Origin of the sequence: Streptomyces sp. CB02261 (genome assembly GCF_001905665.1) — a bacterium.
Lineage (GTDB): Bacteria > Actinomycetota > Actinomycetes > Streptomycetales > Streptomycetaceae > Streptomyces.
In genome coordinates, this window is the sequence record NZ_LIVX01000005.1 from 484,035 (window position 1) to 510,173 (window position 26,139).

Annotated in this window: 24 protein-coding genes and 3 pseudogenes; 16 read left to right on the top strand and 11 right to left on the bottom strand. The window is 69.4% G+C overall.

Annotation, left to right across the window (positions count from 1 at the left end; genetic code table 11):
* Positions 1-166 precede the first annotated feature (166 nt).
* Both AMK29_RS19700 and AMK29_RS19705 read left to right on the top strand, forming a co-directional pair.
* A complete protein-coding gene (locus AMK29_RS19700) occupies positions 167-802 on the top strand; it encodes a hypothetical protein (RefSeq protein WP_143202916.1) in 636 nt (211 codons plus the stop codon).
* A 1,291-nt stretch (positions 803-2,093) separates the two neighbouring features.
* The gene (locus AMK29_RS19705; protein WP_073814562.1) at positions 2,094-2,993 is read left to right on the top strand and encodes a GNAT family N-acetyltransferase; all 900 of its coding nucleotides are present in this window, start codon (positions 2,094-2,096) and stop codon (positions 2,991-2,993) included.
* A 335-nt stretch (positions 2,994-3,328) separates the two neighbouring features.
* Here the strand turns inward: AMK29_RS19705 and AMK29_RS37940 are convergent, their stop codons facing one another.
* The gene (locus AMK29_RS37940; RefSeq protein WP_443334074.1) at positions 3,329-3,769 is read right to left on the bottom strand and encodes a DUF6207 family protein; all 441 of its coding nucleotides are present in this window, start codon (positions 3,767-3,769) and stop codon (positions 3,329-3,331) included.
* Between the two features lie 561 nt (positions 3,770-4,330).
* On the opposite strand from AMK29_RS37940, the gene AMK29_RS19710 reads away from it, so the two are divergent.
* The gene (locus AMK29_RS19710; protein WP_143202917.1) at positions 4,331-4,744 is read left to right on the top strand and encodes a hypothetical protein; all 414 of its coding nucleotides are present in this window, start codon (positions 4,331-4,333) and stop codon (positions 4,742-4,744) included.
* 233 nt (positions 4,745-4,977) lie between these two features.
* On the opposite strand, the gene AMK29_RS19715 is transcribed toward AMK29_RS19710, so the two are convergent.
* Both AMK29_RS19715 and AMK29_RS36445 read right to left on the bottom strand, forming a co-directional pair.
* Positions 4,978-5,556: a hypothetical protein gene (locus AMK29_RS19715; RefSeq protein ID WP_073814566.1), complete on the bottom strand. Its 579-nt coding sequence runs from the start codon at positions 5,554-5,556 to the stop codon at positions 4,978-4,980.
* An 87-nt stretch (positions 5,557-5,643) separates the two neighbouring features.
* Positions 5,644-5,787: a hypothetical protein gene (locus AMK29_RS36445; RefSeq protein WP_158071331.1), complete on the bottom strand. Its 144-nt coding sequence runs from the start codon at positions 5,785-5,787 to the stop codon at positions 5,644-5,646.
* 68 nt (positions 5,788-5,855) lie between these two features.
* Between AMK29_RS36445 and AMK29_RS19720 the strand changes: the two genes are divergently transcribed.
* From AMK29_RS19720 to AMK29_RS19750, 8 genes and pseudogenes are all read left to right on the top strand, one after another.
* Positions 5,856-6,152, top strand: a complete 297-nt coding sequence (locus AMK29_RS19720; RefSeq protein ID WP_073814567.1) for a hypothetical protein — start codon at positions 5,856-5,858, stop codon at positions 6,150-6,152.
* A gap of 43 nt (positions 6,153-6,195) precedes the next feature.
* Complete coding sequence (locus AMK29_RS37805) at positions 6,196-6,870, top strand: DUF6879 family protein (RefSeq protein ID WP_338012736.1); 675 nt, start codon at positions 6,196-6,198, stop codon at positions 6,868-6,870.
* On the top strand, positions 6,809-7,522 hold the full coding sequence (locus tag AMK29_RS19725) for a hypothetical protein (RefSeq protein ID WP_079196981.1): 714 nt from the start codon (positions 6,809-6,811) through the stop codon (positions 7,520-7,522). The genes AMK29_RS37805 and AMK29_RS19725 overlap by 62 nt, the downstream gene beginning before the upstream one ends.
* An 89-nt stretch (positions 7,523-7,611) precedes the next feature.
* Positions 7,612-8,064 (top strand): hypothetical protein, encoded by a 453-nt coding sequence (locus AMK29_RS19730; protein ID WP_073814569.1) that lies wholly within the window; start codon positions 7,612-7,614, stop codon positions 8,062-8,064.
* A 182-nt stretch (positions 8,065-8,246) separates the two neighbouring features.
* Positions 8,247-9,320, top strand: coding sequence for an RICIN domain-containing protein (locus AMK29_RS19735; protein ID WP_143202919.1), 1,074 nt, complete (start codon positions 8,247-8,249; stop codon positions 9,318-9,320).
* Positions 9,321-9,622: 302 nt separating this feature from the next.
* Positions 9,623-9,730 (top strand): annotated as a pseudogene (locus AMK29_RS37665) (DUF6207 family protein); the annotation flags it as partial.
* Between the two features lie 399 nt (positions 9,731-10,129).
* The gene (locus AMK29_RS37235) at positions 10,130-10,645 is read left to right on the top strand and encodes a hypothetical protein (protein WP_241845519.1); all 516 of its coding nucleotides are present in this window, start codon (positions 10,130-10,132) and stop codon (positions 10,643-10,645) included.
* Between the two features lie 334 nt (positions 10,646-10,979).
* Positions 10,980-11,222 carry a DUF6411 family protein gene (locus AMK29_RS19750; RefSeq protein WP_073814571.1) on the top strand — a complete coding sequence of 81 codons (243 nt, stop codon included), beginning with the start codon at positions 10,980-10,982 and terminating at the stop codon, positions 11,220-11,222.
* Positions 11,223-11,685: 463 nt separating this feature from the next.
* On the opposite strand, the pseudogene AMK29_RS19755 reads toward AMK29_RS19750, so the two are convergent.
* Positions 11,686-12,538: pseudogene (locus AMK29_RS19755) on the bottom strand (hypothetical protein); the annotation flags it as partial.
* Positions 12,539-12,838: 300 nt separating this feature from the next.
* Between AMK29_RS19755 and uvrA the strand changes: the two are divergent.
* The gene (gene uvrA, locus AMK29_RS19760) at positions 12,839-15,307 is read left to right on the top strand and encodes an excinuclease ABC subunit UvrA (RefSeq protein ID WP_073814572.1); all 2,469 of its coding nucleotides are present in this window, start codon (positions 12,839-12,841) and stop codon (positions 15,305-15,307) included.
* A 386-nt stretch (positions 15,308-15,693) separates the two neighbouring features.
* Here the strand turns inward: uvrA and AMK29_RS19765 are convergent.
* A pseudogene (locus AMK29_RS19765) lies at positions 15,694-15,885 on the bottom strand (IS110 family transposase); the annotation flags it as partial.
* Between the two features lie 453 nt (positions 15,886-16,338).
* Here AMK29_RS19765 and AMK29_RS19770 point away from each other — a divergent pair.
* Positions 16,339-17,130: a bestrophin-like domain gene (locus AMK29_RS19770; RefSeq protein ID WP_073814573.1), complete on the top strand. Its 792-nt coding sequence runs from the start codon at positions 16,339-16,341 to the stop codon at positions 17,128-17,130.
* Between the two features lie 214 nt (positions 17,131-17,344).
* Here AMK29_RS19770 and AMK29_RS19775 read toward each other — a convergent pair whose 3' ends face one another.
* A complete protein-coding gene (locus tag AMK29_RS19775; RefSeq protein WP_241845521.1) occupies positions 17,345-18,859 on the bottom strand; it encodes an MFS transporter in 1,515 nt (504 codons plus the stop codon).
* A 99-nt stretch (positions 18,860-18,958) separates the two neighbouring features.
* Here AMK29_RS19775 and AMK29_RS19780 point away from each other — a divergent pair, with 99 nt between their 5' ends.
* Positions 18,959-19,483: a MarR family winged helix-turn-helix transcriptional regulator gene (locus AMK29_RS19780; protein ID WP_073814576.1), complete on the top strand. Its 525-nt coding sequence runs from the start codon at positions 18,959-18,961 to the stop codon at positions 19,481-19,483.
* A gap of 181 nt (positions 19,484-19,664) precedes the next feature.
* Here AMK29_RS19780 and AMK29_RS19785 read toward each other — a convergent pair whose 3' ends face one another.
* The 5 genes from AMK29_RS19785 to AMK29_RS19805 form a co-directional block, all read right to left on the bottom strand.
* A complete protein-coding gene (locus AMK29_RS19785) occupies positions 19,665-20,375 on the bottom strand; it encodes a bleomycin resistance protein (RefSeq protein WP_073814578.1) in 711 nt (236 codons plus the stop codon).
* 343 nt (positions 20,376-20,718) lie between these two features.
* Positions 20,719-21,012 carry a hypothetical protein gene (locus AMK29_RS19790; protein ID WP_073814580.1) on the bottom strand — a complete coding sequence of 98 codons (294 nt, stop codon included), beginning with the start codon at positions 21,010-21,012 and terminating at the stop codon, positions 20,719-20,721.
* Between the two features lie 780 nt (positions 21,013-21,792).
* A complete protein-coding gene (locus tag AMK29_RS36750; RefSeq protein WP_198942282.1) occupies positions 21,793-21,954 on the bottom strand; it encodes a hypothetical protein in 162 nt (53 codons plus the stop codon).
* Positions 21,955-21,967: 13 nt separating this feature from the next.
* The gene (locus tag AMK29_RS19800) at positions 21,968-22,657 is read right to left on the bottom strand and encodes a hyaluronoglucosaminidase (RefSeq protein ID WP_073814582.1); all 690 of its coding nucleotides are present in this window, start codon (positions 22,655-22,657) and stop codon (positions 21,968-21,970) included.
* A gap of 859 nt (positions 22,658-23,516) precedes the next feature.
* Entirely contained in the window at positions 23,517-24,122 is a 606-nt protein-coding gene (locus tag AMK29_RS19805; RefSeq protein ID WP_073814584.1) for a dihydrofolate reductase family protein, read from the bottom strand.
* Between the two features lie 823 nt (positions 24,123-24,945).
* Between AMK29_RS19805 and AMK29_RS19810 the strand changes: the two genes are divergently transcribed.
* Together AMK29_RS19810 and AMK29_RS19815 are read left to right on the top strand one after the other, a co-directional pair.
* The gene (locus tag AMK29_RS19810; RefSeq protein WP_143202920.1) at positions 24,946-25,539 is read left to right on the top strand and encodes a hypothetical protein; all 594 of its coding nucleotides are present in this window, start codon (positions 24,946-24,948) and stop codon (positions 25,537-25,539) included.
* Positions 25,540-25,602: 63 nt separating this feature from the next.
* Entirely contained in the window at positions 25,603-26,088 is a 486-nt protein-coding gene (locus AMK29_RS19815; protein ID WP_143202921.1) for an FG-GAP repeat domain-containing protein, read from the top strand.
* Positions 26,089-26,139: the final 51 nt, after the last annotated feature.

The window sequence follows — 26,139 nt, forward strand, 5'->3', positions numbered from 1 at the left end:
CGGCGACCATCACCGAAGGCTCCTCTCCCGTACGACATCACCATCCGAACGGTGACTCGCCCAGGACCTAGCTGCCGATGTACGTGGCGGGCTCGGACGGATGCGTGCCCTGGACTGGGCCGAAAATGCGATGACCTGCGGTGACGGATCGTGGCACAGTCCCTTCATGTCCAACGACATCGCCTACCCCGTCTTCCACGGCCCCGACCCGGCCCTTGCCCTGAGCATCGCGCGCCGCCTCATGGAGCTCGGCCGTTGCGAGTACACAAACGTCTCCCTCTACGCAGAGCTACGCTCTGTCGACGAGGTGCGGCGGCGGGCGAAGGAGCTGCCCGAGGGGTGGTTCCGGGGGCAGGAACAGTACGGGGAGTTCGACGATCGGGTGCTGCTCGAGGACCGCCCTGCATGGCTCGTAGGTGTCCGGGGGCCGGACCTGCCGACCGAACCGTCGGCGTACGAAGGGCGGCTGCCGGTGGACTACGAGTTGCTCAACCAGGCGGTCGACAGCGTCGAGGGCGCCTTCACCTCGGCGATCGGTCCGAGCGTGGGCGAGATCAACTGGCAGGACCTGTGCTGGCCGGACGCGCCCGAGGTGGGTTTTCGCGGCGAGTCCAAGCACGCAGAGGTGACGCTCCTTCTCAACACCAGCACCCGCCAGTACGACGGCCCCGCCGGCTACCACACCGTCCTCGTCCACGTTCGCAGCGTCGATGTCGACGGCCGTCAGAGGAGAGAGCCGTACGCACACTGGCTTGCCGGGCAGGTGGGACTTGCGGTCATCGGGCCGGGACAGCGGTGCTGAAGCCTGGCGGCGAGTGCGATGAGTTGCGGGGCAGGCGGGCGGCGTAGTCCGCAGAGGTGGGAGTTCAGGGGGGGTTGCCCGGGTATTCCCGGGCGGGTGCCCTCTTCACATTCCCATGTAGGCGTCGTCGGTCATGGTGAATGACTTTCCTAGGTCTGCCGTGCCGTCGTCGTGCCTCGCCCACCCGCTTTCGCCCCGCCATAACTGCTTGGGCTGAGGGCGGGGACTTCATGCTCATCGACGACCGGTGGAAGCCGGTCGAGGAACCGGTCGGGGCGTCATGGCCCCCGCCTGAGGGCGGGACGGAGCACCTTGCAAGCGATGGAAGAACGCGTGCCGGGACGAGGTACCCCCCCCTGCTCCGCCCTGCCCCGGCTCCGACCGACTTCGCGCGGATACGATCGACTTCGGCTGATCCGACGACAACGGGGCTGGACAGATCGGTGTCGCGGTCGTAGCCAGCACTCGCAGCTCCCCGCGCGCCAATGCCGTGAGGCATGAAGCCCGAGTGTGAAGGGCCGGAACTTTCGGCAAGGGGTGGTCGCCCGCCGGGCACACGGCGGCGACCCGCGAGCACTGAAGCCCGGGATCGCCGATGAAAGAACGCCTGTGGTCGGAGGCGCATCGAACTGATCGTGTGTCGCATGGCGTGCGATCCGGCCTTAGTACGATCATTCAGCCTGGTCAGTGTCTAGTCGTGGCCGAAAGCACGTCCTCCGCAACGGGGTCGGGCGCCCCGGTCCGTGCGTGTGATGGGCGCCATGGATCCTTCAGTGCCTCGCGAATCAGGTCGCGGGCGTTGAGCTGGGATCTGTCGGTGAGGCGTGTCCTTCTTCTGCTGAAGGCCGGTGTCGTTCCCGCTGATGGTTGGCCGGGGCGTGTGTGGGCGTGTCGTGCGGGCTGATCTCCTCGCGCTCGACCTGTAGCAACCGACCCCGTACCCCGTACCCCGTTCCCCCGTTCCCGAAGAAGCGGGGGAACGGGGTCGGTTGCTCGCGGGTCCGAGGCGGTGGCCGGCGCTTTCGTGCGACACCGCAGGTGATTGCCGCCAACTGCGGGCCTTTGAGAGAGCTCTGCATCTTCCCGCGAACCCCTCCTTCAAGAGGCGCGAAAATCCGTGGACGGATCCGCGGAAGATCACGTACGGTGTGGCTTCACGCCCTGAGATGGATGGAAGGAGGCGAGTGCCGTGCGGTTCACACCTTTCCAGCGCTCCCTTTTCCGCTGTCCCGGCGTGTTTCGTCAGTTCTGACCGGGAGCGCTCCAAGCAGCCTGTATCCCGGAGGAATCCATGACCGATACGGTCATCCGCACGCTCTCCGCGAGCGACGCACATCTTTTCGACGCACACCCCGACCCCCTCGGCGCCGGTGAAGGCCACCGGCGTACCCGGTTCCGCCCCGACTGGAAGCGCGTCGCCCTGCGCGACGGCGAGGTCGTCGCACGCGGCGCGTGGTGGGGCGGCCCCGACGACTCGGAGCCCGTCAACATCAACTGGTTCGACGTGGCCGAGGGCGAGGAGGCGGCCGGGGCCGAACTCCTGCGCTCCGCTCCCTGGCAGGTCGAACTCGAGATCAACCTGCCCGGCGGCTGGCGGGAAAAGACCTACCTGCGCGCCGGAGCCGAGGCGCGCTTCGCCGCCGCACGAGCCGCAGGGTACGAACTCCTGGTGGAACGCTTCCTGTACCGCTGGACCGCCGAGCGAGGTCTGCCCGAGCGGCCCGGACGCCTGCGCTTCAGCGCCGAACCCGACGACGCCGTGTTTTTCGACGCGTTGCGCCGCATCCACTCCGCCACCCTGGACGCCCACGCGCTCAGGGCCATCGAGGAGGGCGGCCTCGACCAGGCCGCCCAGGAGGAACTCGACTTCTTCCACTGGTGCCCCTCCCCACGGGAGTGGTGGCAGATCGCACACACGCCGGAGGGCGACCTGGCCGGCATCCACATTCCGGCCCACAACCCCTCCGGCCCGACGATCGGCTTCATCGGAGTCGTCCCGGAGCAGCGCGGTCGCGGCTACGCCTACGACCTCCTCGCGGAGTGCACCCACCTCCTCGTCGAGCAGGGCGCGGAGTTCGTCAGCGGAGCGACGGACCAGGCCAACTTCCCCATGGCCGCGAACTTCGCCAAGGCTGGCTTCCCCGTCATCCGTGAACGCATCAACTTCCACCCGGCGGGCCAAGCGGCCTAGCGAGGAGTAGCACACGGTGAGCGGTCCGGTCCGAGGGCACGTCCGGACCGCTCACTGGTGCCCGGCGGCATGCGGGCGGACAGTGAACGTGAAGGATCTTGCCGTGGAGGGACCACCGTCTCGTCGTCAGTCCCCACCGACGATGATCAACGGCGGCCGCGCCCGTTCCCTTACGGGACCCACCAGCGGGATGGCCAGCAGGCTCTCTTTCCGTCACGGTTCCTCCCCGGTTCCTGACGCGTCGCGGACGAGTTCCTGACGCGCGGGGACCAAGACTGGGACGCCGTTCATGGGCGCTCGCGATCGGCATCAAGAAGGCGTCGAAGACTGCCTGGTCACGGCAATGCCAAGAGGTGTGGTTGTGCTTGGGGATGGCTCCACGGGGAGAGCGTGGGCACGGGCCGCCGGTGACGGGAGACGGAAAGTCGAGATGGAGCAGGGGAAAGCCATGGGGGGAGTTCCTTGACGTAGCCTTCGGCTTCCCCTCGCTGTCGTTCAGTGGGGCCCTGGTCGTGGTTGCGGTGTTCTGGCTGCTGGTGCTGTTCGGTGCCGAGGAACGCGAGGGCCTCGCGGCGACCTGGACACCGAAGCACTGCCGCGTGCACCCGGTTCGCACGCCCGCTCTCGCCTGCCATGCGCCGACCGGCATGACGCCCGGAGGCCGTCCACAGCTGCCGTGGCCCGTCCAGCGCCACGCAGGCCGTCTCCAGGTCGACGACGGTGACGTCCAGGACGCCCGCGCCCGGTTCGGCAAGGTGCTGCTCATGGATCTGCATGCCCCTCGCGACTGCAGTTCCGGGCAGGGTGGTTGCACCCGACAGCGACCCGCATCCGTTCGAGTGAAAGAGGCCGAGCGTGAGTCAAGGCCATGTCAGTCGCCGTCAGGCCGTCTCCGATAGGCCTGAGTCGCCCACGCCAGCCTAAAATCCGCCGTACTTGGAGCGGTCTACGAACCGGAACGAGGCACGGCCCTCAGCCGACCTCGACATAGACGATCAAGACGGTCGTGCCGATGACGCTATGACGGTCGGGATGCACACCACCCGAACGCGCTCGTTTCGGTGCTCCCCCTCCAGCTTGCCCTCGCCGCTGGACCCCGATCCGGTGGTCGAGGGAGAGCCGGACAATCGCAGCGTCCAGGACTTGCACTCGGCGTCGTGGTGATGGGCACGGCAGGACGTCGACTCGGCGACGGCCGGAAAGATGCCGTTGGTACCACCGGTCCATGACTTTGCCTTGTCCGGCGTGTTCGCCACAGGCTGGCCGGTGTCGCCGCGCACAGTGAAGTCGTGGGCCGCCGTTTTGGTGGCTTCGCTTCACGACGAATGGAGATGTCGATGACCGTGGTCAGTGACAGCGCGACGGGGGAGGAGCTTGCTGAGAGTTTGCTGGAGGGGGTGGTGAATGAGCCGATGCGGGCCGCGACGAAGTTGCTGGGAGCTCACAGCGACGGTTACTGGCTGCGGCGTCTCACCCATGACCAGGAACTGGCGGCCGCGGTCGACCATCCGCTGATCGACCTCTCCGCCCGGTATCCGGCGGTCGACTGGGACGGCGTCGGCCACCTCCTGCAGACCCCAACGTGGTCCCAGGAGGCGTCCAGGAGCCAGGCGGCCGTGCTGCAGTTCGCCGCGTCCCTCGTGAGCCGGTGCCCCGTACAACTCGGCAGGGTGACCCACGCGCTCGCTGACGCCGAATTCCAGCTACTTCTGACGGCGATGGAAGAGGCTTCGTACGGCGATCCACGCTGAGCTGCGCGGGGGCTCGTGACGGAGGCACAGCGCAGCACCTGGCGAGCGGATGATGCAGTTCTCTGGGCGCCGTGTGTGCTTGGAGGATCGGACGGTGGGGGCGTATGAAGGCCCGGTGAGCCGGCCCGGGTGGGCGAAGAACCTCGGGTCGGCCACCTTGAGTAGACCGGTCCGCAGATAGCAGGTATCCAGGGCACGACCCTTGACCCTCGATCCTCGGCCGCCGTGATGGCTCAGGAGTAGGTCATGGGGCAGCCGTACCGCATGGAGTACTGCGCGGCGCGCAGGTAGAGAGCCACGTAGAAGGCCGCGTCCCGGTCCTCGGCCCACGGTCCCGGCCGCGCCCGGGCGGCCCGCCCCGCCCCGCCCTCCAGAAACCACAAGCTCAGCGCGAGGTTCTCGCCCGCCGGTATCGCGTCCACAGGCAGTTCGACGGCGCCGGCGAGCCGCTCGGCCAGGGCGAGCACCTGCGGGGCCCCGGCGACCACTGTCTCTTCGCCGGAGAAAGCGGTGCCGACAGGGAGCACGATCGCCTCCTCCAGTGCGAAGGGCACTAGCACGCTCCAGTCGAGGAGGGTCGACAGCTCCACATCGGTCAGCCGCGTCCTGCACAGGGTCACGAAGCCGTCCATGGACGGGCTGACCTTCTCCTCGAACCAGCCCGGCGCCTCCCATACGGCCTGCCCCAGCTCGTAAGGGGGCAGGCCGCGCCGCTTCAGCTCGGTGTTCAACGCGACGGCGACGTCCCCGTACCCGTCCTCCCCGGGCTGCGACCAGTCCTGCGCGGTGACACTCACCAGATAGATACCCATGGTCGCAACGTACCGGCCGCCACCGACAGCATCCCTGGCCCGTGAGACAACCAGCGGGGCAAGCCCCGCAGCAGGATCACCAGGTCTTCATGCTGCGAGCGCGCGGTCTGCCATCGAGGTGTCATTCGGCTGCTGCATGCTCATAGTGCCGACCCAGTAGGCCCAGTAGGCCCAGTAGTTCAGGTTTGTGGCCTCTGCGATGTCGTCATCGGCCAAGGCGTAGTCGATCAAGTCCAGCAGGGACCGAATGCCGTCGTGTGAGGGCCTTTTGACGGCGGTGTCCCGGCGCGGGGCGGTCGATGCGCAACTGTCCCCAACCGGTTGGCTTCGGAGGCGCGCTCACGGCGCTACTTTTCTTCGGTACGGATCCGAACTCGGGCGTGGGTAACTGCCCGGCGGTGTGGGTGGACACCGACTCCGACGAGGGCCCGGAACTGGTCCTGCAGGGCAAGTTCGGCGACGAGGTGACCCGGGCCGCCTGCAGTGCGGACAGTCCGTCGGCGGACGATGAGACGGTCATCCGTATCCCGGCCCGGATGGTGGCCCAGATAAAGGAGGCGTGTGATGCCGCAGAAGCCGCCGGTCCCCAGCTTTGAGGAGCTGCTCGACTCCGCACGACATCGCGCCCTGCACTTGGAGATGCGCGGCGTCTACGTGGTGGGGGAGGAGCGGGAAGTCTACGGCACCTTCCTGTGCGACGGGAGCGTGCCCGCGGACGACTCGGAGTTCTGGAGTGGGCGACTGCCGTTGGTGGAGCGGACCGTCGCCCGAGGGGTGAAGGTCCACCGCGCCCGGATCGTCTCCGAGCCCGTCACCGGCTACATCCGCTTCGAGCACGCCATCACCGGTCCACAGCCGGGCGTGGGCGGCGGCGGTGCCGTTTGCGGGCACGTTTCGAAAGCCTTCGAAAGGCTGTCGGGCCGGCGGGCCGCCCCGCGAGACTCCTCGGTACCGGGCAGGCCGCGACGGGTTCGCGACCGCAAGGCATCGGGCCCTGTGACCCACGTATGTCAGGAGCACACCAGTGATGAGGAGAGCGTTCTCTCGACGGCCGGGCCCGATCGGCCTACGCCGGCCGACGGCCACGGCGCTTGCGGGGACGGCCCTCCTCCTCGCCGTCACCGCCTACGTAAGCGCCGGGGCACCGGCAGGCGAGGGCGGAGCCCCGGCACCAGCGGGGACCGTCGCCGCCACCACCGCCACTGGGCGGAGCCTGCTGCACGACGCGGAACAGGAGCTCCAGCGCCGGTGCATGACGACGGCCGGGTTCCGGTACTGGGCCAAGCCCGAGAACCCACTGCCCGAGGCGCGTGACTTCCCGTACGTCGTCGACGACGCGCAGTGGGCCGGGAGGTACGGCTACGGCAGCGTCCTCGAACCGCGGGTCGAGGCGCTCCGCCGCCAGGACCCGAACCGGAAGCACCTCGGCGGCCTGTCCCCGGAACGCCGCCACGCCGCCATGACCGCCCTCAACGGCACCACCGACGGGCAGGGGCTGCGTGCCGAACTGCCCGGCGGCGCGGTCGTGGGACACAGCGGCAACGGCTGCCGCGTGACGGCCTGGCGCGCCCTGTACGGAGACGTTGCCGGCTGGTACGCGGCGAACACCCTCGTCGGCAACCTGGGCGGCATCAGGCGGCAGCGGGTCGCCGCCGAACCCGAGTTCGCCGCAGCCGTACGGGAATGGTCGGCGTGCATGCGCGAACACGGCTTCCCGTACCGGACCCCGCGCGAGGCCAGGGACGTCTTCCTCGGCGGGAAGGGCGCTCCCGACAGGGCCCGCGAGGTGCGCGTGGCCGTCCAGGAAGCGCGGTGCGCACATGACAGCGCCCTGGCGGCCGTCGCCCAGCGCCTCGACCACCATCACGACCGGGAACTCCGTCGTGAGCACCGCACCGCCGTGGAGCGGGTGGAGCGGCTCCGGGCCGCCGCCCTGCCGCGGGCGCGTGCCGTACTGGGCCGCTGACCGGCGGTCCGCCACCCCATGGCCCCCGTGCACACCGGCGCGGGTCGCTCACCCCTGCACCGACAGTCGAGATCACACGAGGAGAGTCCGTGTCCAAGAACCGCATCACCCACCTCATGGCCACCGCGCTGGCTGCGGCCACGATCGGCCTGTTCCCGTCAGCGGCGCACGCCGAGACCGCGCCGACGGCCGGTTCCGCGGTGGCGGCCGGCACCACCACCGCGGCGGCCGACGGCTACCTGTACGCCTGGGAACACTCGTGGAAGGGCGGGCGACAGGCGACCTGGTCCGGCGACAGCGACAACTGGGCCGACCGGAACATGCGCAACCAGGCGACGTCGGTGCACAACAACGGCTTCGCCGGCGCCTACGAAGACGTGCGGCTCTTCTGGCACACCGACCAGAGCGGGGCCTGGTACTGCCTGGGCAACGGCAGCTACCTGATGGACATGCGCTACGACCGCTTCCCGTACAACGGAAACGGCGGCGGCGAGCCGATGAACGACAACATCTCGTCGCACGACTGGGTCAACGCCTGCTGATCACCCCCACCGCACACCGGGTCCGACCGCTCACCGGCCGGCCCCCTGCCCCCGCCGCCCGCGCGGCGGGGGTTTCGGTCGTCCTCCCCCACCATCCGGCCAACGCCCGTCCGGGGAGGCGCCGTCCCCCTAGGCTCCCAGCCGACCGGGGACGACCGGTCACCCAGGGGAACCATCGGGGGATGGCCATGCCAAAGGAACCGACCGTGCCCGTCGGCCCCACGGAAGACCTGCGACTGTCGGTCAGCAGGCTCCCGGGCACGACGCTCTTCTCCGTCATCGCCGACACCTTCGGCCACGCCTCCCACGGGATGCCACCGGAGTGGCGGCGCGTCATCCGCGACACGGCACCTCCCGCGGCCGCGGCGACCCTGCGGGCACTGCTCGCCTCCAGCCATCCCTGGGCACCCGACTCGCTCGCCCTGACGTCGGGCGTCGGCACCGGGGGCGGAACGGGCACCGCGACCTCGATCACCGACGAGCTGGACCGCATAGAGCCGGACACCCTGCTCGGTGAGGTGGAGCACCGGTTCGGCAGCGCCGTCCCCGCGCCGTGGCAGCACGTGGCCGAACGGCCGGGGGAGTTCGTCGACACCTACCGGACCCTCACGCGCGCCGTCTGGGACGCCTTCGCCCCGCTGTGGCACCAGGCGGACGCGCTGCTGGGCCGCGAAGTCGAACGCGTCGGGGTCGCCTCCGTCACCGGTGCGCTCGACACTCTCATCAACGACCTCGGCGCCCCCGTCCGGTACGCCGACGGCCGGCTCCACCTGCCGCACCCGTGCCCGCAGCACGCCACCGGACCGTGGCGGCGCCGGTTCGTCCTGGTCCCGCTGGCGTCCGGGTTCGGCGCCTGCACGTACAGCGCGGAGGACCCGGACCTGCTCTGGGTCGGTTACCCGCTCCCGGGGCTGGGCCGGCTCGCGCACCGGTCCACCGAGGCGCACCCCCGCCCGCGCAGGACCGCCTCGACCTCGTACTGGGACCGGTCCGCGCCGCCCTCCTGCGCCACGCGCGCCGGCGACCGTCCGTGTCGGAAGCCGCGAGTCTCGCCCACATCACCGTCAGTACCGCGACCTACCACTGCGACCGGCTCACCCGCTCGGGCCTGCTGCGGCGTCCGGGCTGTCACCTCCGCCGGCTTCCGGGCCGGCCGATGCCTCGACCTAGCCGGTGCGACGGAGACCGACAGCACCCGCCTGCTCGTCTGGGGCTGCCACGGCCCCGCCAACCAGCGCTGGACGCTGACCAGCTGAGTGAACGCGGATTCCCTGCTGTGAAAGTGGCAGACCAGGGCGGGAGACCCTTTCGCATGGTCGGTCACGACACGGCTCGTCAGATCATGAAGAGAGCCTGGCTTGGCGCCTGGACCGTCCGTCGGGTCAAATCCGCGCGGAGCTCGACCCGTCCAGGTGGTCCGGGCGATGCTCCCGACTGCGCCACCCCCCCAGGGGTGTTTCGGGCGGGCATGGAACCGGTTGACCCCATCCCCGTCAGCGAGCCCGGCCTGATCATTCTCGACATCACCGACACCGACGAATAGACCCTCCAGGCAGCCGTCGAGCAACTCGGCCGGCACTGGGCGACCTCCGGGACACCGCGGATACGGCGAATCCTGGGGGCCCTGGGTGTGACTGCACGGCTCTACGCCGACCTGCGCCGCTGACCCACGAGCCGTTCTCTGCGGTCGCCTGCGCCGGCCCTTGGTACCGACACGGACTCTAGAGGGTCCTCGATGCACTCGACCCCCCGATAACGGTACCCAACAGCGGATGGAGGCCGCGCACGGCGAAGCGGCCCACCGCCTCGCCGTCACGACCAGCCTGCCCTGCGTGTAGGGATGGAACGGCCGCACCATCAGCTCCCGCGCCGGCACCGACCACTGGCTCCGCGTCGAAGCCACCCCCGACGACCGGGCCGGCACTCCCTCACCACTTCAGGGCATCACCCGTGCCGAGAACGTCCCGGACGCCGTACCGCGCCCACGCCTGCACGCCATCGTCCCCTTGAACAAGGACGGCTGGACCCACGACGCCAGCTTCCTCACCCACATCCCCACCCCGTCGTGCCCCCGCACACGCCAGAACTCATCGCCGACCCACACCTCACCGACGGATGGTGGGCCGACCTCCACCGCGCCCTCGACCACCTGGCGGGGGTGCAGACGGAGCGGGAGACGGTACGGACGCTCCGGATGCGCCGCTCCTTTCCCCTCTTCCTCGGCATTGACGCCCCCGGCCGCATCGAGCGTGCGACGGGGCACGGAGACCTGCACCGCGCCAACCTCACCCATGCCCCGCGCACGGTGATGGACCGGGAGCGGTGGGGCAGCGTGCCGGTCGGCTTCGACGCGGGCCTTCTGCTGGCCCACAGCCTGCGCGTCCCCGCGGTCGCCGCGCGAGTGCGGCACGAATTCGCCGGCGTTCTCGCCACCCCGGCAGGACTACTGGGGGAGCTCGCCGCGCTCTGTGAACTGCGTCATTCGGTCGCCCGCGGCGAATACGCCGACATCGCGGAGCCCCTCATGGATCGAGCCGCAGCCCTCACCGGTCGCAGACCACCCGCCCCCCCCTCACGCTGACGGGTACTTCGTGAAGGGCCGCCAACGCTGCCGCAGCTGCGGTTCTTGTCCTGCGTGACCATTCCGCCCTGGGCCACGCGCAGGTCTCCAGTGCCGCGGTCGGGGTGACCGCGCTTGGCTCTGGACCGGGCACAGGTGCATCTGGTTCACGCCTCAGGTCGCCTTTCGTCGCATGCCGGGCACAGTTCGAGGTGGATCGGTCGACCTTGTGCGTACGCAACGCCGTCTGCGCCGTTCAGCACGTGACAGCCGGGGCGTGAACGAAGGTTCGCCGGGTAGGCGCGGTCACACACGACGAAGCGTCACCGCACCACCGAGGAAGTGGGGTCCAACCATGATGATCGCTGGAATCATCGCCGTCTGCGTAGTACTCGCCGTTCTGGCGTTCTTCCTGCCCCGCCTCTCCAAGCACCCCGAACGCGGCACCCAGAAGACCCTCGGCCTGGGCTCCCGCGCGGGCGGCAAGGCCCCCGGCCCGCTGGGCCGCCTCTTCAGCAAGCCGTTCCGCAGCAGCTCGAAGGCGGTCGGCAAGAGTGGCTCCGCCGGCCGCCGCATTCGAGGCCACATGCCCTTCTGACCTCGCGCCCCTATCGGCCCGGCCCCCGACCCCCGTCGGCGGCCGGGCCGCGGTGTGTCTGGTCTGGACCCGACTACGGATGGCTGGTCGGGTCGCAGAAGCAGCCGGAAGAACGCTTCTGGCGACATGGCTGTGCTCACCATCCAGATGTCTGGACCGGCGACATCGAACGCACCGCAGCCGGGAACCTGCTGCGGTGGTCGGGCTCTCCCGAGCAGCCGTCCTGCATGGTGAAGTGAGGGACAGTGCGGGGCTGAGCGTTGGCGCAGGTCAAAGCAGTTTCGCACCCGCGCGTTCCAGGATGTACCGCCCGGAAGAGATGGCTGCCCCGAGGCGGCTGCGGGTTCCCTTGTCATAGCCAGTTGGCAAGATCGAGTTCATGAACAGCACCCCGACCACTCCGCCCCGGCCGTTCGACGTGACCACGGTCTTTCCCGAGCTGGCTCCGCTGGCCCGCACGGCGACCCGGTTGCACCACCGTGGACACGTTGTAGAGAGCCGCCCTGTTCTTCGCTTCCGGCGAGACCTCACCGGTTCGGTGCCAAAGGTTCGCGTCCACGATCAGCCAGCCGATCATGAGCGCGACGGACCCGACCGTGGCGATCACCAGGCGTGGCGTGCTCAGGGAGGTGGCCAGGTTCCAGAAGGTGGAGTTCACAGTGGCGACCGCTCCCGTGGCGAGTGCGGCCGCTAGGGCTTTCGACAGACCCGGCACCAGCCGCCACGGCCGGTTGGCGCGGACCGTACCGAAGCGCACCCTCGGGTATCCGTACGGCCCACGGACGACGTACCGGAGATCCGCGATCTCCTCCTCACCGCCTGTCCTGGACGGATGGGCATGAGACGGCCGGAGAAGGGCCCCCGCAGCGGCTTGGTGCTCGGAGGCCCCTCGGACCCGGTGACCTGCGGACCCGACAAGCTGAGCACGACCTCTTCCACGGCCCGCCGGGCCCTGCTCTGCAGCCGGAGGCCCCCCCCAGCGTGGGAAGAGACAGCAGCGCCAAGCCGTGTTCGTGACTCAGATCCACCACGAGCTTGCGCCCGTGTGCGTGCAGCGGAAGGTCGGTGAGGGCTACGACGAGATCCCAGTTCCCCGTACATGCGCGGTCCACGATCCGGCGCGTCACGGTGGACAGGTCCTCGGTCCCTGCGGTGAAGGGCTCACTGACCACCTCGACGTCGAACCGCCGTTGCCGGCCTGACCTGGCGGCGAGCCGATCGGGAAGTATCCGATCCATGCGCTGCGCGATCTCCGTCGGCGCATCCGGATCCGCCAGAAGAGTCACGACCGTAACGTCCTGAGACGACACCCGCATGACTCCCTACCGCCGGCTGCCCAGCGATCGCACGTGGCCACAGGATGCCCCGCAGAGGTAACGCCGACGCCACGTGACACGCTGGCTCCTGCCGGCAGGCACAGGCGGTCCGGCCGGATCTCCGCGTGCAGCGGCCTGTCCCGCCACCGGGCCACACGGTTGCGTGCGCCATCACGAGCGGGAGCTCGGCGCCCCCGGTCGGCGCATCCACGGTCGAGCACTCTCGAATGTTCCCCGGGAGCGGGGCCCGGTGACGGCGCCCATCGCGCGGTTCGCGGTGCGATCAGGTAATCAGGAACGGTGAACGAGGATGCGACCGACCCTTTCGTGCATGTCCGGGGCGCCTGCGAGAACAACCTGCGGAACATCGATGTGGACGTTCCGCGGGACGCGCTGGTCGCCTTCACCGGCGTCTCCGGTTCGGGCAAGTCCTCGCTCGCGTTCGGCACGCTCTACGCGGAGGCCCAGCGGCGCTACTTCGAGTCCGTGGCACCGTACGCCCGAAGGCTGTTGCAACAGGTCGGCGCACCGCACGTGCAGGAGATCACGGGACTGCCGCCGGCCGTGGCCCTGCAGCAGCGACGCGGGTCGCCCAGCTCGCGCTCGACGGTCGGAACCCTCACCACGCTGTCGAATCTGCTGCGCATGCTGTACTCCCGCGCCGGCACCTATCCGCCCCGGGCCGCACGGCTGGAAGCCGAGTCGTTCTCCCCCAACACTGCGGCCGGCGCCTGCCCGGAGTGCCACGGACTGGGCGTCGTGCACGACGTCGCCGAGGACCTGCTCGTCCCGGATCCCTCGCTGAGCATCCGCGAGGGGGCGATCGCCGCGTGGCCGGGCGCCTGGCAGGGCGCCAACCTGCGCAGTGTCGTGAACGGCCTGGGGATCGACATCGACCGGCCGTGGCGCAGGCTCAGGAAGAAGGACCGGGACTGGCTGCTGTACACCGACGAGCAGCCCTCCGTGTACATCGAGCCGGAGGAGGGCCGCGTCGACTACGGCTACCAGGGGAAGTTCTGGAGCGCCCGCAAGCACGTCATGCACGTCCTCGCCGACTCCAAGAGCGAGAAGACGCGCGACCGGGCGCTGCGGTTCGTCAGGAGTGTGCCCTGCCCCGCGTGTCACGGCAGCGGACTGCGGCCCGAGGCGCTCGCCGTGACCTTCGCCGGACGTTCCATCGCCGAGATCAACGCGATGCCGCTCGCCGAGGTCGTGGCGCTGCTGCGGCCCGTCGCGGGGCGGTCCGAGGCCGACGCCACCACGTCGACCGCCCGCTCGGGGGAGACGACCGAGGTCGCGGTCCGGATCTGCGGCGATCTTGTCGCGCGGGTCGAGGTACTGCTCGACCTGGGCCTGGGATATCTCAGCCTCGGGCGCCGCTCGACGACCCTGTCGCCGGGCGAGGCGCAGCGCCTGCGGATCGCCACCCAGCTGCGCTCGGGGCTGTTCGGTGTCGTCTACGTCCTCGACGAACCCTCCGCGGGCCTGCATCCGGCTGACGCGGAACCGCTGCTGGAGGTGCTGGACCGCCTCAAGGCTGCGGGCAACTCGCTGTTCGTCGTGGAACACGACATGGACGTGGTACGGCGGGCGGACTGGGTGGTCGACATCGGTCCCGGTGCGGGCGAGGGCGGCGGACGCGTGCTGTACAGCGGTCCGGTCGCCGGTCTTGAGCGGGTCGGGGAGTCGGCCACGGGCCAGTACCTCTTCGGGCGCGCCCGGCCGCTCGGTCACCGCCCGCGCACACCGCACGGCTGGCTGCACCTGCGCGGCGTCTCCCGACACAATCTGCACGACGTGTCCGTCGACGTACCGCTCCGTGTACTGACGGCGGTGACGGGCGTGTCCGGATCCGGGAAGTCGACACTGGTGACGCAGGTGCTCGCCGAGGTCGTCCGCGGCCACCTCGGACTCGTACCCGAGGAGCCCGACGAGGCGCAGCTGGAGGTTGACGTCGAGGACGCGTCGGGGGTCGAGTCGTTCGACCGGCTGGTCCGGGTCGACCAACGGCCCATCGGCCGAACGCCCCGGTCCAACCTGGCCACATACACCGGGATGTTCGACGCGGTGCGCAAGCTGTACGCGGCGACGGACGAGGCCAGGGCGCGTGGCTACTCGGCCGGGCGTTTCTCCTTCAACGTGCCCGAGGGGCGGTGCGAGACCTGCCAGGGAGAAGGATTCGTCGCGGTGGAACTGCTGTTCCTGCCCGGCACCTACGCGCCGTGCCCGACCTGCGAAGGCGCCCGGTACAACGCCGAAACGCTGGAAGTCGCCTACCGCGGCAAGAACATCGCGGACGTACTGGCGCTGTCCGTCGACGCCGCCGCCGAGTTTCTGTCCGCCGTCCCCGCCGCCTCCCGCAGTCTGGAGACGTTGCGCGAGGTAGGACTGGGGTACCTGCGGCTGGGCCAGCCCGCGACGGAACTCAGCGGCGGTGAGGCGCAACGCATCAAACTGGCCACCGAACTGCAACGAGCCCGCCGCGGGCACGCGCTCTACCTGCTCGACGAGCCGACGGCGGGGCTGCACCCCTCGGACATCGCGCTACTGCTGCGACAGCTGCACCGGCTCGTCGACGCCGGCAACACGGTCGTCCTTGTCGAGCACGACCTGGACACGATCGCCACCGCCGACTGGGTCATCGACCTCGGCCCGGGCGGCGGCGACGCGGGCGGAAGGGTGGTCGCGGCGGGCCCGCCGGCCAAGGTCGCGAAGACCCGGCGCAGCGTCACCGCGCCCTATCTCGTGGCCCGGCTGGCGCGCTCCTGACGACAGCGCGAGCGCTGAGCATCGGTCAGCTCCGCGCGACCTCGCCGGTGTGCGACCGCTCTACCGCCACGCAAGGTTGTCACGTGGGCTCACGGCTGAGCAGTGGAGATTGAGGAACATCGATGCCGGATCGCGCGCTAGTGCCGATCGCCGCTGATGGGCGGCCTACGGGCCGCCGGCAATGGGGGGGTGCCCCTCTATGCCTTTGGTCAAGGTGGTCTGGTGGCACTGTGGTTGGCATAAGTGGTGACGTGTCTGTCCGAGGCCAGCGGGCGAGGGCATGCGGCTGTGCGACTTCTGTGGTCATCCAGTCGTGATGGACTCGGTCGATGAGCGGGACTGCCCTGTGTGCGGCGAGGCCGCTGAGGATCAGCCGGTCGAGGCTGGAAGGTTCCGTCACGGAGCACGGCGAAGAGGACGTCGGCTCGTCGTCTGGCGAGGCAGGGCAGGGCGTGGGTGTGGTGCTTGCCCTGGACGATCTTCTTGTCGTAGTAGGCCCGCGATGCCGGATCGCCCAGGGCCGCGAACACGAAGAGGATGAGGGCCCGTTTGAGCAGCTTGTTTCCTCGTCTGGAAGGGGTCCACAACTACGCGAAGTAGCCGGAGACGGCCGCAGCCTCGCCGTCCGCATCCCCGGACACTCCAGCGCCCGAGCACGGCCCGCACCGCCGGAACGTGAGGGGGCCCACCGAACTGATCACCGCTGACCACGCCCGTCAGAGAGCCGCCGCACCGACGGCCGGGCACGCACCGACCTCGAGCGACGCCTCCTGCCGCCCGTCTTCCGCTGCCCGTGGCCCGGCCCGCTTCGTCACCCCACCGAGGACGCCGACGTGGTGAGCTGAACCGACAGCCCTTCTCTCCAGGCTCGCGGCGGCGCTCACTCGATGGTGTGGACTTCCACGAGAGGAACGTTCGTGCCACATGCGCGATGAGGGCCTGATCCACCGCCAGTTCGGCCAAGACAGGCCGCGACCGCCACACCATCCGAGGCGGGGCTGTCCTACGTCGCCCTCCTAGGCTCTTCTCCCATGTCCCTCTGGCTGCTCAACCATCTCAGCACCTTCACCCTGGCCGTGGTCACCGTCGGCGGCACCGTCCTCGTCGCCGTGTCCGGCAGCGTACTGCTCCGTCGCCGGTATCCGTCGCTGGCCCGGGGCGAGCACAACGACATGGTCGGGGTGACGCTGGGGATGTTCGGCGCCATCTACGGGATCATTCTCGCGTTCGTCATCGTGACCCTCTGGACCCAGCTGGACAACACGCAGACCGTCGTCGCGTCGGAGGCCACCGACATGGCGCTCATCGCCCGTGACGCCGTCGCCTTCCCGCCGCCGGTCCGCGCCGACCTGGACGCCGCGCTGAGCGGCTACGTCCACGCCGTCGTCGAGGACCAGTGGCCACGGATGCGCGCGGGGCAGCCGGACTACGGGGCCACGGAAGTCCACCTCCGGGCCGCGTTCGACGTCCTTCAGGCGTACGACCCGAAAACCCCGCGCGAAGAAGTCTTCTACGAGGAGGCGGTCAGCCATCTCAACGACGTGGCCGCCCAGCGCAGGGCTCGCCTGACCATGGCCGAGCAGGAACTCCCCCCGCTGCTCCAGGTTCTGGCCTTCGGCGGAGCGGTCGTCCTGATCCCCCTCACCTTCCTGTACGGCATGCGCAGACTGCGCGTACAGCTTCTCTTCGTCGCTTCGGTCGCCGCCCTCATCGGCTTCAGCCTGCTCCTGGTCCTCGTCCTCGACCGCCCCTTCGCCGGCGAACTGAGCGTGAGCCCCGCTCCGTACCGAGAGGGCGCCCTCGCCCAGTACTGGACCCAGTGAGCCGGCCGGCGGCGGTCTCGCGGATGGAACAGCAGGCGCAGCCGGAGGACTGGAAGGCCTCGGGGCCGGAAGTGCTGCCCCGAGGATTCCTCGTGATCTCGCGCTCAGTGTGCAGGTCCGGCGTCCGTGCGTCGCGCGCCGTGTGCCGGCCCGGCGTCCGTTTCCTTCGAGTCCGCAGGGCGGCCGCGTGGAGCCCACGGTCCCTTGCCAGGTCTCACACGGCGAGGTGCTGCTTGGTCTCGGAGCCGTCGGCAGCGGTCTCGGAGGTGACGCCGTGCTGCTCTTCCTCGGGGCGGCCCTTCTTGGGCAGCAGGAAGGTGATCGCGAGGAAGGCCACCAGCAGGCATGCCTGGACGAGCAGCGCGTGGTGGAAAGCGGTGGTGAAGTCACCGGTCTTGGCCTGGGCGAAGAACACCGAGCCGAAGATCGCGACGCCGACGGATCCACCGACCGCCTGGACCGCGGTCAGGACGCCGGAGGCGGATCCGATCTCGTCGTCGTCGACCGCAGCCAGGATGAAGCTGAACAGGGCGGCGATCACCATGCCGGCGCCCATGCCCGCCACCGCAGTTCCGGGAACGATGTCCCAGATCGAGAACGAGGCGGGGTCGAGGCCGTCGAGCTCGAACCACAGCACCGCCGCGCCGGCCAGCTGGACCAGCGGCCCGATCTGCAGCACCTTGCGGCCGATCCTGTCGGCGAGGAACGCACCGCTGACCGCGCCGCCGATCGCCGTGCCCACCGCGAGGGGCAGGTTGCCCAGTCCCGCGTCACCGGCGGTGAAGCGCTGGCCGATCTGGAGGAACAGGGTCAGTACGAGCTGGGTGCCGATCAGCCCGCCGAAGAAGAGGGCGATGCCGCCGAGTCCGACGGTGAAGGCACGCTTGCGCAACACGCCCGGCGTCACCAACGGCTCGTGGCCCGCGGCGGCGGTGCGGCGCTGCTGGACGGCGAAGAGGGCGAAACCGATCACCGAGGCGGCCATGCAGAGCCACGTCCACAGCGGCCAGCCATCCTCCTGTCCCTGGTTGAGCGGCAGCACCAACAGGGCGCAGGCCACCACGACCAGGGCGGCGCCGGTCAGGTCGACCCGTAGGGTGCGGTCGCCCGCCTTTTTGGGCACGAATTTCGCGGCGACGATCAGTGCTCCGATGCCGATGGGCAGGTTGATCAGGAACACCGACCGCCAGCCCAGGCCGAAGAAGTCGCCCTCGATGAGGAAGCCCCCCAGGACCGGGCCGACGATCCCGCCCAGGCCGAGGACGGGCCCGAAGATCGCGAAGACCCTGGTGAGCTCGGGGCCGGAGAAGTTCTCCCGCAGCAGGCCGAGGCCCTGGGGCAGCAGCATCGCTCCGGCGGTGCCCTGCAGCAGGCGAAAGGCGATCAGCGCCCCGATGGTGGGCGCGATCGCGCACAGCAGCGAGCTGGCGGTGAAGGCCGCAAGGCCGATCAGGAACATCCGGCGTCGCCCGTAGCGGTCGCCGAGCCGTCCGCCGAGCACGAGTCCTGCGCCGAGGGTGAGTGAGTAACCGCCGATCACCCACTGCAGTCCGACGGAACCGGCACCCAGGGATTTCTCCAGGTCCGGCCCGGCGACGTTGACGATCGAGGCGTCCAGGAGGTCCATGATCTCCGCGACGATCATCACCGCCAGGATCAGCCAACGCCACCGGTACGGCTCGGTCGTCCCGTCGGTGGGGGAGGGGGCACGCACGTCAGATACCTCCATGGTGAAGTAATTCCATCATGAAGGTAAAGTCGTTGCAGGTAGGTTGTCAAAGTGGGTCGACCGCTCTGAAACAACAGGAGAGAAGGGTGAAGAGCCGGCATGGACGACGTCGTGCGCGACGGTGTGGCGGAGCAGCGTGAGCGGCTGATGGAGTCGCTGCGGATCTATGGCGGCCACTACGCCGAGCTCAGCCGACGCTTCGCCGCCTGGCTGGGTCTGCACTCCACCGACGCGACCGCGGTCCTGGAGATCGCTGCCGCCGAGGAGCGTGGCACCCCCTTGTCGCCGGCGCGGTTGAGCGAGCGGATCTCCCTGTCCACGGGCGCCACGACCGCGCTGCTGAACCGCCTCGAAGCGGCAGGGCACATCACCCGTGCCCGCGAGCACTCCGACCGGCGCATCGTGACGCTGCGCAGTGGCGGGCACATCCAGGAACGGGCGGACGAGTTCTTCGGTCCGCTCGCGAGCCGCCTCGATGCCACGATGTCGCACTATCCGCTGCGGCTACTGGAACAGTTCGAAGCGTTCATGGCCGACCTGAACGGCACCATGGGCAGCCATCTGACCGAACAGGATGCGGTGGCACCGCGCTCGGCCCCCGCCCCTGACAGTCCTACTCCCTGACCGGCAACCGTGCGGTGCCGCTACGGCAGCGGGCGGTCTCGCGGCTGCCCGCCACGCCATGACCGCGGACGTCAGGCGCGCGCCGCATGGAGACGAGGCGGCCAGGGGGGGCGCTCAACCGCCCACCGAGAGTGCCGAAGTCGCCCCTAGCGGAACGAGGGTCGTCGACCTCGCGTATTCCTCACAATCCCTGGTCTCGGAGGTCTTCGAGGCGCTCGGCGTCGTCGTGCACCGATTCCCGCTCCTCCCGAGTGAGGTGAAGCGCGGCGGCTCGGTCGAGGGCCGTGGTCGCGGCTGTCCTGTCACCGAGGCGCTCGGAGATGTCCGCTCGCAGCACCAGGAGGCGGAACAGTTCCACGCGCGTGGGCCGCTCGTCCTCGAGGCGGAGCGCACGGTCGATGATCTTCGCGGCTCCTGTCGGGTCGTCCTTCGAGTCCGCGAAGAGGCTCGCCATGTGAAGGGCCTTGGCGAAGGTCTCCTTGGGGGCGGGGCGGTGGTGTGGGTCCTCGCTCGTCTGCTGCCCGATTCGGATGCAGTTGCCGCCGGGGTCGGTCATGAGGAACTGCCGCATGCCGTGCGAGGTGTCCTTGAGCGCCCCGATACGGGGGAGGCCGCGCGTGGGGATCCTTCCGAAGGTGGCCTTGAGGCCGGCTCGGAAGGCGTCGTACAGCCTGTCCACGTCGTCGGTCACGACGTAGCACGTGCTGACCGACTCGGCCGGCTCGTACTGCCTCGTCCCGAAGAAGTGGAGCTCGATGCCGCCTCGTGCGACAACCGCATAGGGGTTGGGGCTCCGCTGCTGGAACGTCACTTCGAATCCGAGAGCGGTGTAGAAGTCGAGAACGGGCTGGATGGTCCTGCAGGGCAGGATCGGAATGGTCTTCTCGCTCATTCGTCCACTCTAGTCAAACTTGACTAGAGTGGGAAGTCGGGGCGCGCCGGATGGCTGACGACGGCCGAGGTGCGACCCAAGCCACTGAGGGAGCTGCTCACCGTCGAGTACGGGCGGAGCGCCAAACCTCCGCACCTGCTGGCCATGGGTCGAGGGGTCGACCACAGCCACTGCCGACAGATGAACCGACGGCTCACCAGTCGCAGCGGCTCGGCACCGGGCGGAGGCTCTCGCACTCCCCAGCCGCGCCCCCCCCTGGAGCGTAGGGCGCGCGGTCCAGGGATCGGGCCACCGTGGCGTCAATGCGGGAGGGACGACGGTGCTCAGGTAGCGGCCGAACCGTTCACGGCCTGGCTGCACCAGTGGCGGTGTGGCGGCTGGTGGGAAGCCTCGGGCCCTCGACGGGGCCGGCCGAAGCGGGATCCAGCGACACGTCGATCACGTCGACGAGCCTGCACAGCTTGTGTCGTGCGCGCGGGGCGTCGGACAGCGGCACGCGTACGACGGCCGAGGCCGAGCCCGGTGAGGAGATCGTGTAAGCGAGGTCGAGAACGCGGTGGTTGTTGAGGGTGGCGGCAAGACGCGCGAGCGTGCCGTGGCCGGGGCGAAGTGTGACGGTGAGCCGGGCGTGTTCCATGGGGTGGGGGTCCTGTCTGCGGAGGGCCGTCGTGGGGCCGGAAAACAGAAAGACCTCTCGCGAGGCGCGAGAGGTCTGCGTGCGGGCGGTGAACCGGGGAGGGTTACTCCTGCGGGCTCGGTGCCGGCACGCTGCCGCTGATAATCAGCTGCTGCTGCATACGGGCATGCTGGCAGAACCCGGCTGCCGCCAGGAAGGTCATCTCACACTGCGGACGACTCGCACTGAACCCCAGACCCAGGTCGGTTCCAGTGCGGTGTCGGGATCATCAAAGGGAGGGAGATCCGGCATTCCCACCGCACACCAGCCTTGTCCAGCACGACGTGGAACTGAGGCGAGTCGCTTCTGCAGGGCGCCCTGCTTGCGGGATCCGGCCGCGTGCTGGTGGGCCCGACAGACCGTGGAGTCGACGCTCAACTCGCAGACGGCACACCTTTCGCGTCGGCCAGGGACTGGAGCCGCGTGAGTATCCGCTGCCAGGCGCCGATCCGCTGCCACCGGCGGAACAGGATCTTTGGGTCAGCCGCTGCTACCGAAGGGTTACTGCAACCACACCGTGCTTGCGCAGGAGCGAGGCGCCAGCAGGCCCTTCACCTGGGCGGCAGGTAGCACGTCCCTTCTGGACCCCGTAGGCGTGCCCGGAACGGAGTTGACGGCAAGAGGGGCCTGGCTCGGCGAGCGGCGTCGGTTCCGGCATTACGGCCGTACGCAACTGAGGAGGGCCTCCGCCGTAGCGGCGGAGGCCCTCCTCAGTTGCGTACGGCTCCCCGGCCGTCCCGCTCAGGCGGCGGGGTCCGGGCCGGACTTCGCCTCCGCCGCTTCCAACCGGGCCTTCAACTCGGCATTCTCCGCCTCCAGACGCGCAATGCGCTTACGGGCGAAGTACAGCTCCATGACAGCATCGTGGAACTCCGAGATCAGCTCTTCCGGGGTCAGTTGCACCCTGGTCCTCCCTTTACGCCGACGCGACTTCGGTGACGGTGCCGTTGCCGCCCTTCCAGAACAGCTTGCCGTCCTGAGCGAAGAGGGAACCGCCGCCGGCTGCGGCGGGCGCGTTGGTCGGTGCGGCGGGGACGTTGGCGAGCCGCACCGACCCCTCGGCGAAGATGGCGGAGGGAGCGTCGGCCGCCGCGACCACGTGGAGCTGGGACTGGGGCGTGGCGCCGCGGGCTACGCCGATGCCGGTCCGGCCGGTGCCCTTGACGACGAAGTCCTCGACCCCCGGGTTGTTCCGCAGGACGATCAGGGCACCCTTGGTCGGACCGTCGGTCGCGGTGACGAAGATGCCCTGAGCGGCGGTCCCGGCGGTTTTGAGGTCGATCGAGAGACCGGAGGCCCCGGGGTCCGAGCCGTCGGCGTATCCCTTGTGTGAGATCTTCAGTGTGCCGCGCGAGGTCTCCACGCCGGTCAGGTACATGGCCGAGGTGGCCGGGTTGTCGGATGTGACGTTCAGCGCCGCGGTGTCCCCCGAGGGAGCCTTGTGGTTGATGGTGACGGTGTGCGCCGTCGTCGACGCCCCATAGAACTGGGCCGGCGAGGTGTACAGGGTGTACTCGCTGTCTGCGGCCGCGGCTTCCGAGCCTGCGGCGACGGTGACCGCGCCTGCGGTGAAGGCGCCGAGGAACACTCTTCGTCCCACTGCCATGGGGGAACTCACTCTCGTTGTAGGTGGTTGTGCCGCCGAAGCTGCGTGAAGACCATGTGATCATCCATCAGGAGCCGAGCGCTAGGGAGTACCGGAAACGGCCGCGCTCCGGTCGTCGCTTGTCCTCTACAGCGCGGGCGATCTGCAAGGAGACGTCCTCTCGTCCATCCGCCTGCTAGTCCTCAGCCATCCGTACTGGGCGTACGGTGAAGGCACCGTGAGGCCCGCGCCACCCGCATGCCCCGGTACGGAAAAAGGAGGTTCTGATCCCAGGCAGCAGCCCGTGCAGGTGCTCCCTCGGTCAGTGTCCTCATGCGCGGCAGTGATCACGGTGCGGAACCCGACGACGGTTGCCGTACAAGCGCCCGAGCCGCCGCTCCCATCCGACGACGTATAAAGCCGCCCGGCCGTCCGGGCGATCGAGCCGCTGCCCGTCCAGGCCGGCTGGACCAGATCGCCTTTGGCGTCCTGCCGGGCCAGCTCGGCCACGCCGCCACCAACCCAGCGGGCCTCAATCACGCGGCGCCAGTCCTCGCTCGTGGCGCCATCGTGAACCACGACGCTCGCTTCAGCCGACGGTGTCTCCCCGCTTCCAGCCATCGTGCCCGGACCCTTAGCGCTTCAGTTGGCCCCATCGGCCATGTGGAGCGCTCAGGCCGCGAGGCTCTGCCCAGGTAAGCGTCGAGCGGCGAATCCTCAGCCGGAAGGTTGACCTTGGGGGAGGCTGCGGTCTGGGAGGCCTACGTGGGCTGACCAGCGACGGCTCGGCGCCCTGACGTCGGCTGGCCCCCGACTAGGTCTTGCTCCGCACCCGACGGCGTCGGCCTGGCGGCTGTCCAGACCGGCGGACGGGGGGATTTCACGCAGGGACGCCGAGTGGCGGATGATCGAGCACGCGGGGCTTGTATTCGACCAGCTGGATACGGCCGTCGAAGGTGCGGTGCTCGATCATCTCGAGGGCAACGTCTGGATAGCCGTCGTAGATGCGTTCTTCGCCCGTGCTCCCGGTGATCACCGGGAACATTACGACCCGGAAGCGGTCGACGAGTCCGGCTCGTAGCAGGGACCGGCTCAGGCTGAGGCTGCCGATCGTGCTGAGGAGTCCCGAGCCATTCGACTTCATGGCGCGGACCGCCTCGACGGCGTCATCGCGGACGAGCGTGGAGTTGGCCCACGTCAGTGGTTCCTCGAGCGAGGAGGAGAAGACCACTTTGGACGCTTGCGTGAGCTCGTCGACGGAGGCCTCTTCTTCGGGCCTGAACTCGTCTTGCCCATGGGGGACCTGGCCTTCAGCGAAGCCCGACATAAGGCGGTAGGTGTTCGCTCCCATCAGGTAGGTGGCGTCGGGCTGCTCGCCGAGCCATGCGAGGTACTCCGGTCCCTCAAGGCCCCAGAACCCGGGCCATCCCTCTCCCGATGCGTAGCCGTCGAGGGAGGTGATGAAGTCAACGAGAAGCTCTGACATGGCGGTGTCCTTTCCTGTGGTGTCACGAGCTTGGACTGGCCGGGAGCCACAAACTCATCGGCCGCGCCGTGGAGTAACGAGAAACCCATGACGCAGCAGCCGAACAGATTGGCGGGGCCCCACCCGCGGTCGGCCCGGGCCGACCGTCCCGCTCAGCCGGGCCAAGTACAACGAGCGGGGCCCAACTAAAGCGCTCCGTCACAGCCGAGCGAAAGGCACCCGTTTTCCGTAACCGACGACCTGCCCAAGAGCTCAGAAGGCCACGAGAGGCCACGTGCGGGCCTCCCGGCTGGTCGCAGGTCGATCCATACCAGGCATGCCGAGTTCGGCGATTCAAGGGCCCATTCTGGGTGTCGCTCTTCGCCGTCGATTGACGATGCCCTGGTCCAGTTCACCGTGGACAACGTGCGGAAGTGGGCTCTGCTCGATCTCGCCACCGACACGATCGGGAAGAGCTACGACGTCCCGGCGGGGGCCACGATCAGCGCCGTCTCCGAGACCCACGTCGCCTGGTCCAAGGGCGACGCCGACACGCACCCGGAGATCTTCCTCCTGGACAGGGCCACGGGCACCGTCCAAGAGGTCCCTGTCAGCGGGGCGGTGCATGGCGAGTTCCTGGTCCGTCTCGTCGGCGGCTGGGTCGTCTACGCCACCACGGGCGTCTTCGACAGCACCAATGTCGCCTCCACGCTGGCCGACGTCGCCGCGTACAACCCGGCGACGAAGACGACGAAGAAGCTGCTTGACCACATGACCTCGGCCGCCATGGCCGGTGACGGCAGCCTGTACCCTGCGGGGTGGCAGCGTCGCCCAGGGCGAGGGCATGTACAAGGTCACGGCGACGGGCGACGATGCCCCGGCCGTCACGCTGGTGGCGAGCACCGGCGAGCCCACCGCGATACAGGTCACGGGCACCGATGTCCCCGCCATTGTCGACCTCGACAAGAACGGCGGGACGGCGAAGTTCACCTGGAACCTGTCCCGGCCGCCCGCCGACACGATGCTCCGTATCCGGCACACCAGGACCGGGGCGGACTACAAGTTCTACGACGACCCGGGCATCGCGCGGACGACGTTCGACTGGCAGGGCGGGCACAACGGCGACTACACCTGGGAGCTGACCGTCGTACCGTCCAACTACATCGGTCCGGCGCTCACCGTGACCGGATCGTTCACCGTGGTCCGCAAGACCGCGCCGCGTGACTTCGACGACGACGGCGCCCCCGACGTCTTCCTCCGGGACGGCTCCGGTCAGTTGTGGCGTGCCGACACCGCGTACGACACGCAGCTCCACGCTCGCCTGCATCGGCTGATCGGACCGGGCTGGCAGGTCTACGACCAGATCGAGGTCACCGGGAACATCGCGGGCTCGGCGGTCGCCGACCTCGTTTCCCGGCACAAGGCCGGTGTCCTCTGACTGCACCAGGGCGACGGACGCGGGAGATACACCGCCCGTGTCCGTGTGGGCGGCGGCTGGCAGGTGTACAAGCAGATCGCGGGCGGCAGCGACGTGACCGGCGACGGACGCGCCGACCTCGTGGCCATCGACAAGGCCGGCGACCTCTGGCTGCACAAGAGCACGGGATCTGCCACGACCCCGTTCGCCGCCCGCAAGAAGATCGGACCAGGCTGGGGCGTCTACAACCAGCTGGTCGCCGTGGGCAACGTCGCCCGCGGAGCGGCCGGCGACCTCTTCGCCCGGGACAGGGCCGGCGTCCTGTGGCAGCACCTGGGCCAGGGGGACGGGACGTTCGCGCCCCGCACGAGGGTGGGCGGCGGCTGGAACGCGTACCAACACCTCGTCGGCCTCGGCGACGCCAACCGGGACGGCCGCCCCGACGTCCTCGGCGTCGGCACTCAGGGCGAGTACCTCTACCGCGGCACAGGCGATTGGAAGGTCCCGCTGCGCGGCCCGCAGCTCGCAGCCCTCACCTTCGACGGCGGGCCGTACAACAGCATCTCCTGAGCCCGGATGAACCCCGCACACCCCGAAGGCGTACCCGGTGACCGGGTATGC

What these genes read in the sequence shown, in the direction of transcription:
- AMK29_RS19725 (WP_079196981.1), top strand. Translation starts at nt 6,809, where the DNA reads ATGACGACGGCCGGGTTCCGGTACTGGGCCAAGCCCGAGAACCCACTG.
- AMK29_RS37805 (WP_338012736.1), top strand. Translation starts at nt 6,196, where the DNA reads ATGCGCGGCGTCTACGTGGTGGGGGAGGAGCGGGAAGTCTACGGCACC.
- AMK29_RS19700 (WP_143202916.1), top strand. Translation starts at nt 167, where the DNA reads ATGTCCAACGACATCGCCTACCCCGTCTTCCACGGCCCCGACCCGGCC.
- AMK29_RS19800 (WP_073814582.1), bottom strand. Translation starts at nt 22,657, where the DNA reads ATGGCAGTGGGACGAAGAGTGTTCCTCGGCGCCTTCACCGCAGGCGCG.
- AMK29_RS19785 (WP_073814578.1), bottom strand. Translation starts at nt 20,375, where the DNA reads ATGAGCGAGAAGACCATTCCGATCCTGCCCTGCAGGACCATCCAGCCC.
- AMK29_RS19750 (WP_073814571.1), top strand. Translation starts at nt 10,980, where the DNA reads ATGATGATCGCTGGAATCATCGCCGTCTGCGTAGTACTCGCCGTTCTG.
- AMK29_RS19805 (WP_073814584.1), bottom strand. Translation starts at nt 24,122, where the DNA reads ATGTCAGAGCTTCTCGTTGACTTCATCACCTCCCTCGACGGCTACGCA.
- AMK29_RS19735 (WP_143202919.1), top strand. Translation starts at nt 8,247, where the DNA reads ATGGCCATGCCAAAGGAACCGACCGTGCCCGTCGGCCCCACGGAAGAC.
- AMK29_RS19790 (WP_073814580.1), bottom strand. Translation starts at nt 21,012, where the DNA reads ATGGAACACGCCCGGCTCACCGTCACACTTCGCCCCGGCCACGGCACG.
- AMK29_RS19715 (WP_073814566.1), bottom strand. Translation starts at nt 5,556, where the DNA reads ATGGGTATCTATCTGGTGAGTGTCACCGCGCAGGACTGGTCGCAGCCC.
- AMK29_RS37940 (WP_443334074.1), bottom strand. Translation starts at nt 3,769, where the DNA reads ATGCAGATCCATGAGCAGCACCTTGCCGAACCGGGCGCGGGCGTCCTG.
- AMK29_RS19705 (WP_073814562.1), top strand. Translation starts at nt 2,094, where the DNA reads ATGACCGATACGGTCATCCGCACGCTCTCCGCGAGCGACGCACATCTT.
- AMK29_RS19770 (WP_073814573.1), top strand. Translation starts at nt 16,339, where the DNA reads ATGTCCCTCTGGCTGCTCAACCATCTCAGCACCTTCACCCTGGCCGTG.
- AMK29_RS19810 (WP_143202920.1), top strand. Translation starts at nt 24,946, where the DNA reads ATGTACAAGGTCACGGCGACGGGCGACGATGCCCCGGCCGTCACGCTG.
- AMK29_RS19775 (WP_241845521.1), bottom strand. Translation starts at nt 18,859, where the DNA reads ATGGAGGTATCTGACGTGCGTGCCCCCTCCCCCACCGACGGGACGACC.
- AMK29_RS19720 (WP_073814567.1), top strand. Translation starts at nt 5,856, where the DNA reads ATGCGCAACTGTCCCCAACCGGTTGGCTTCGGAGGCGCGCTCACGGCG.
- AMK29_RS19710 (WP_143202917.1), top strand. Translation starts at nt 4,331, where the DNA reads ATGACCGTGGTCAGTGACAGCGCGACGGGGGAGGAGCTTGCTGAGAGT.
- AMK29_RS19780 (WP_073814576.1), top strand. Translation starts at nt 18,959, where the DNA reads ATGGACGACGTCGTGCGCGACGGTGTGGCGGAGCAGCGTGAGCGGCTG.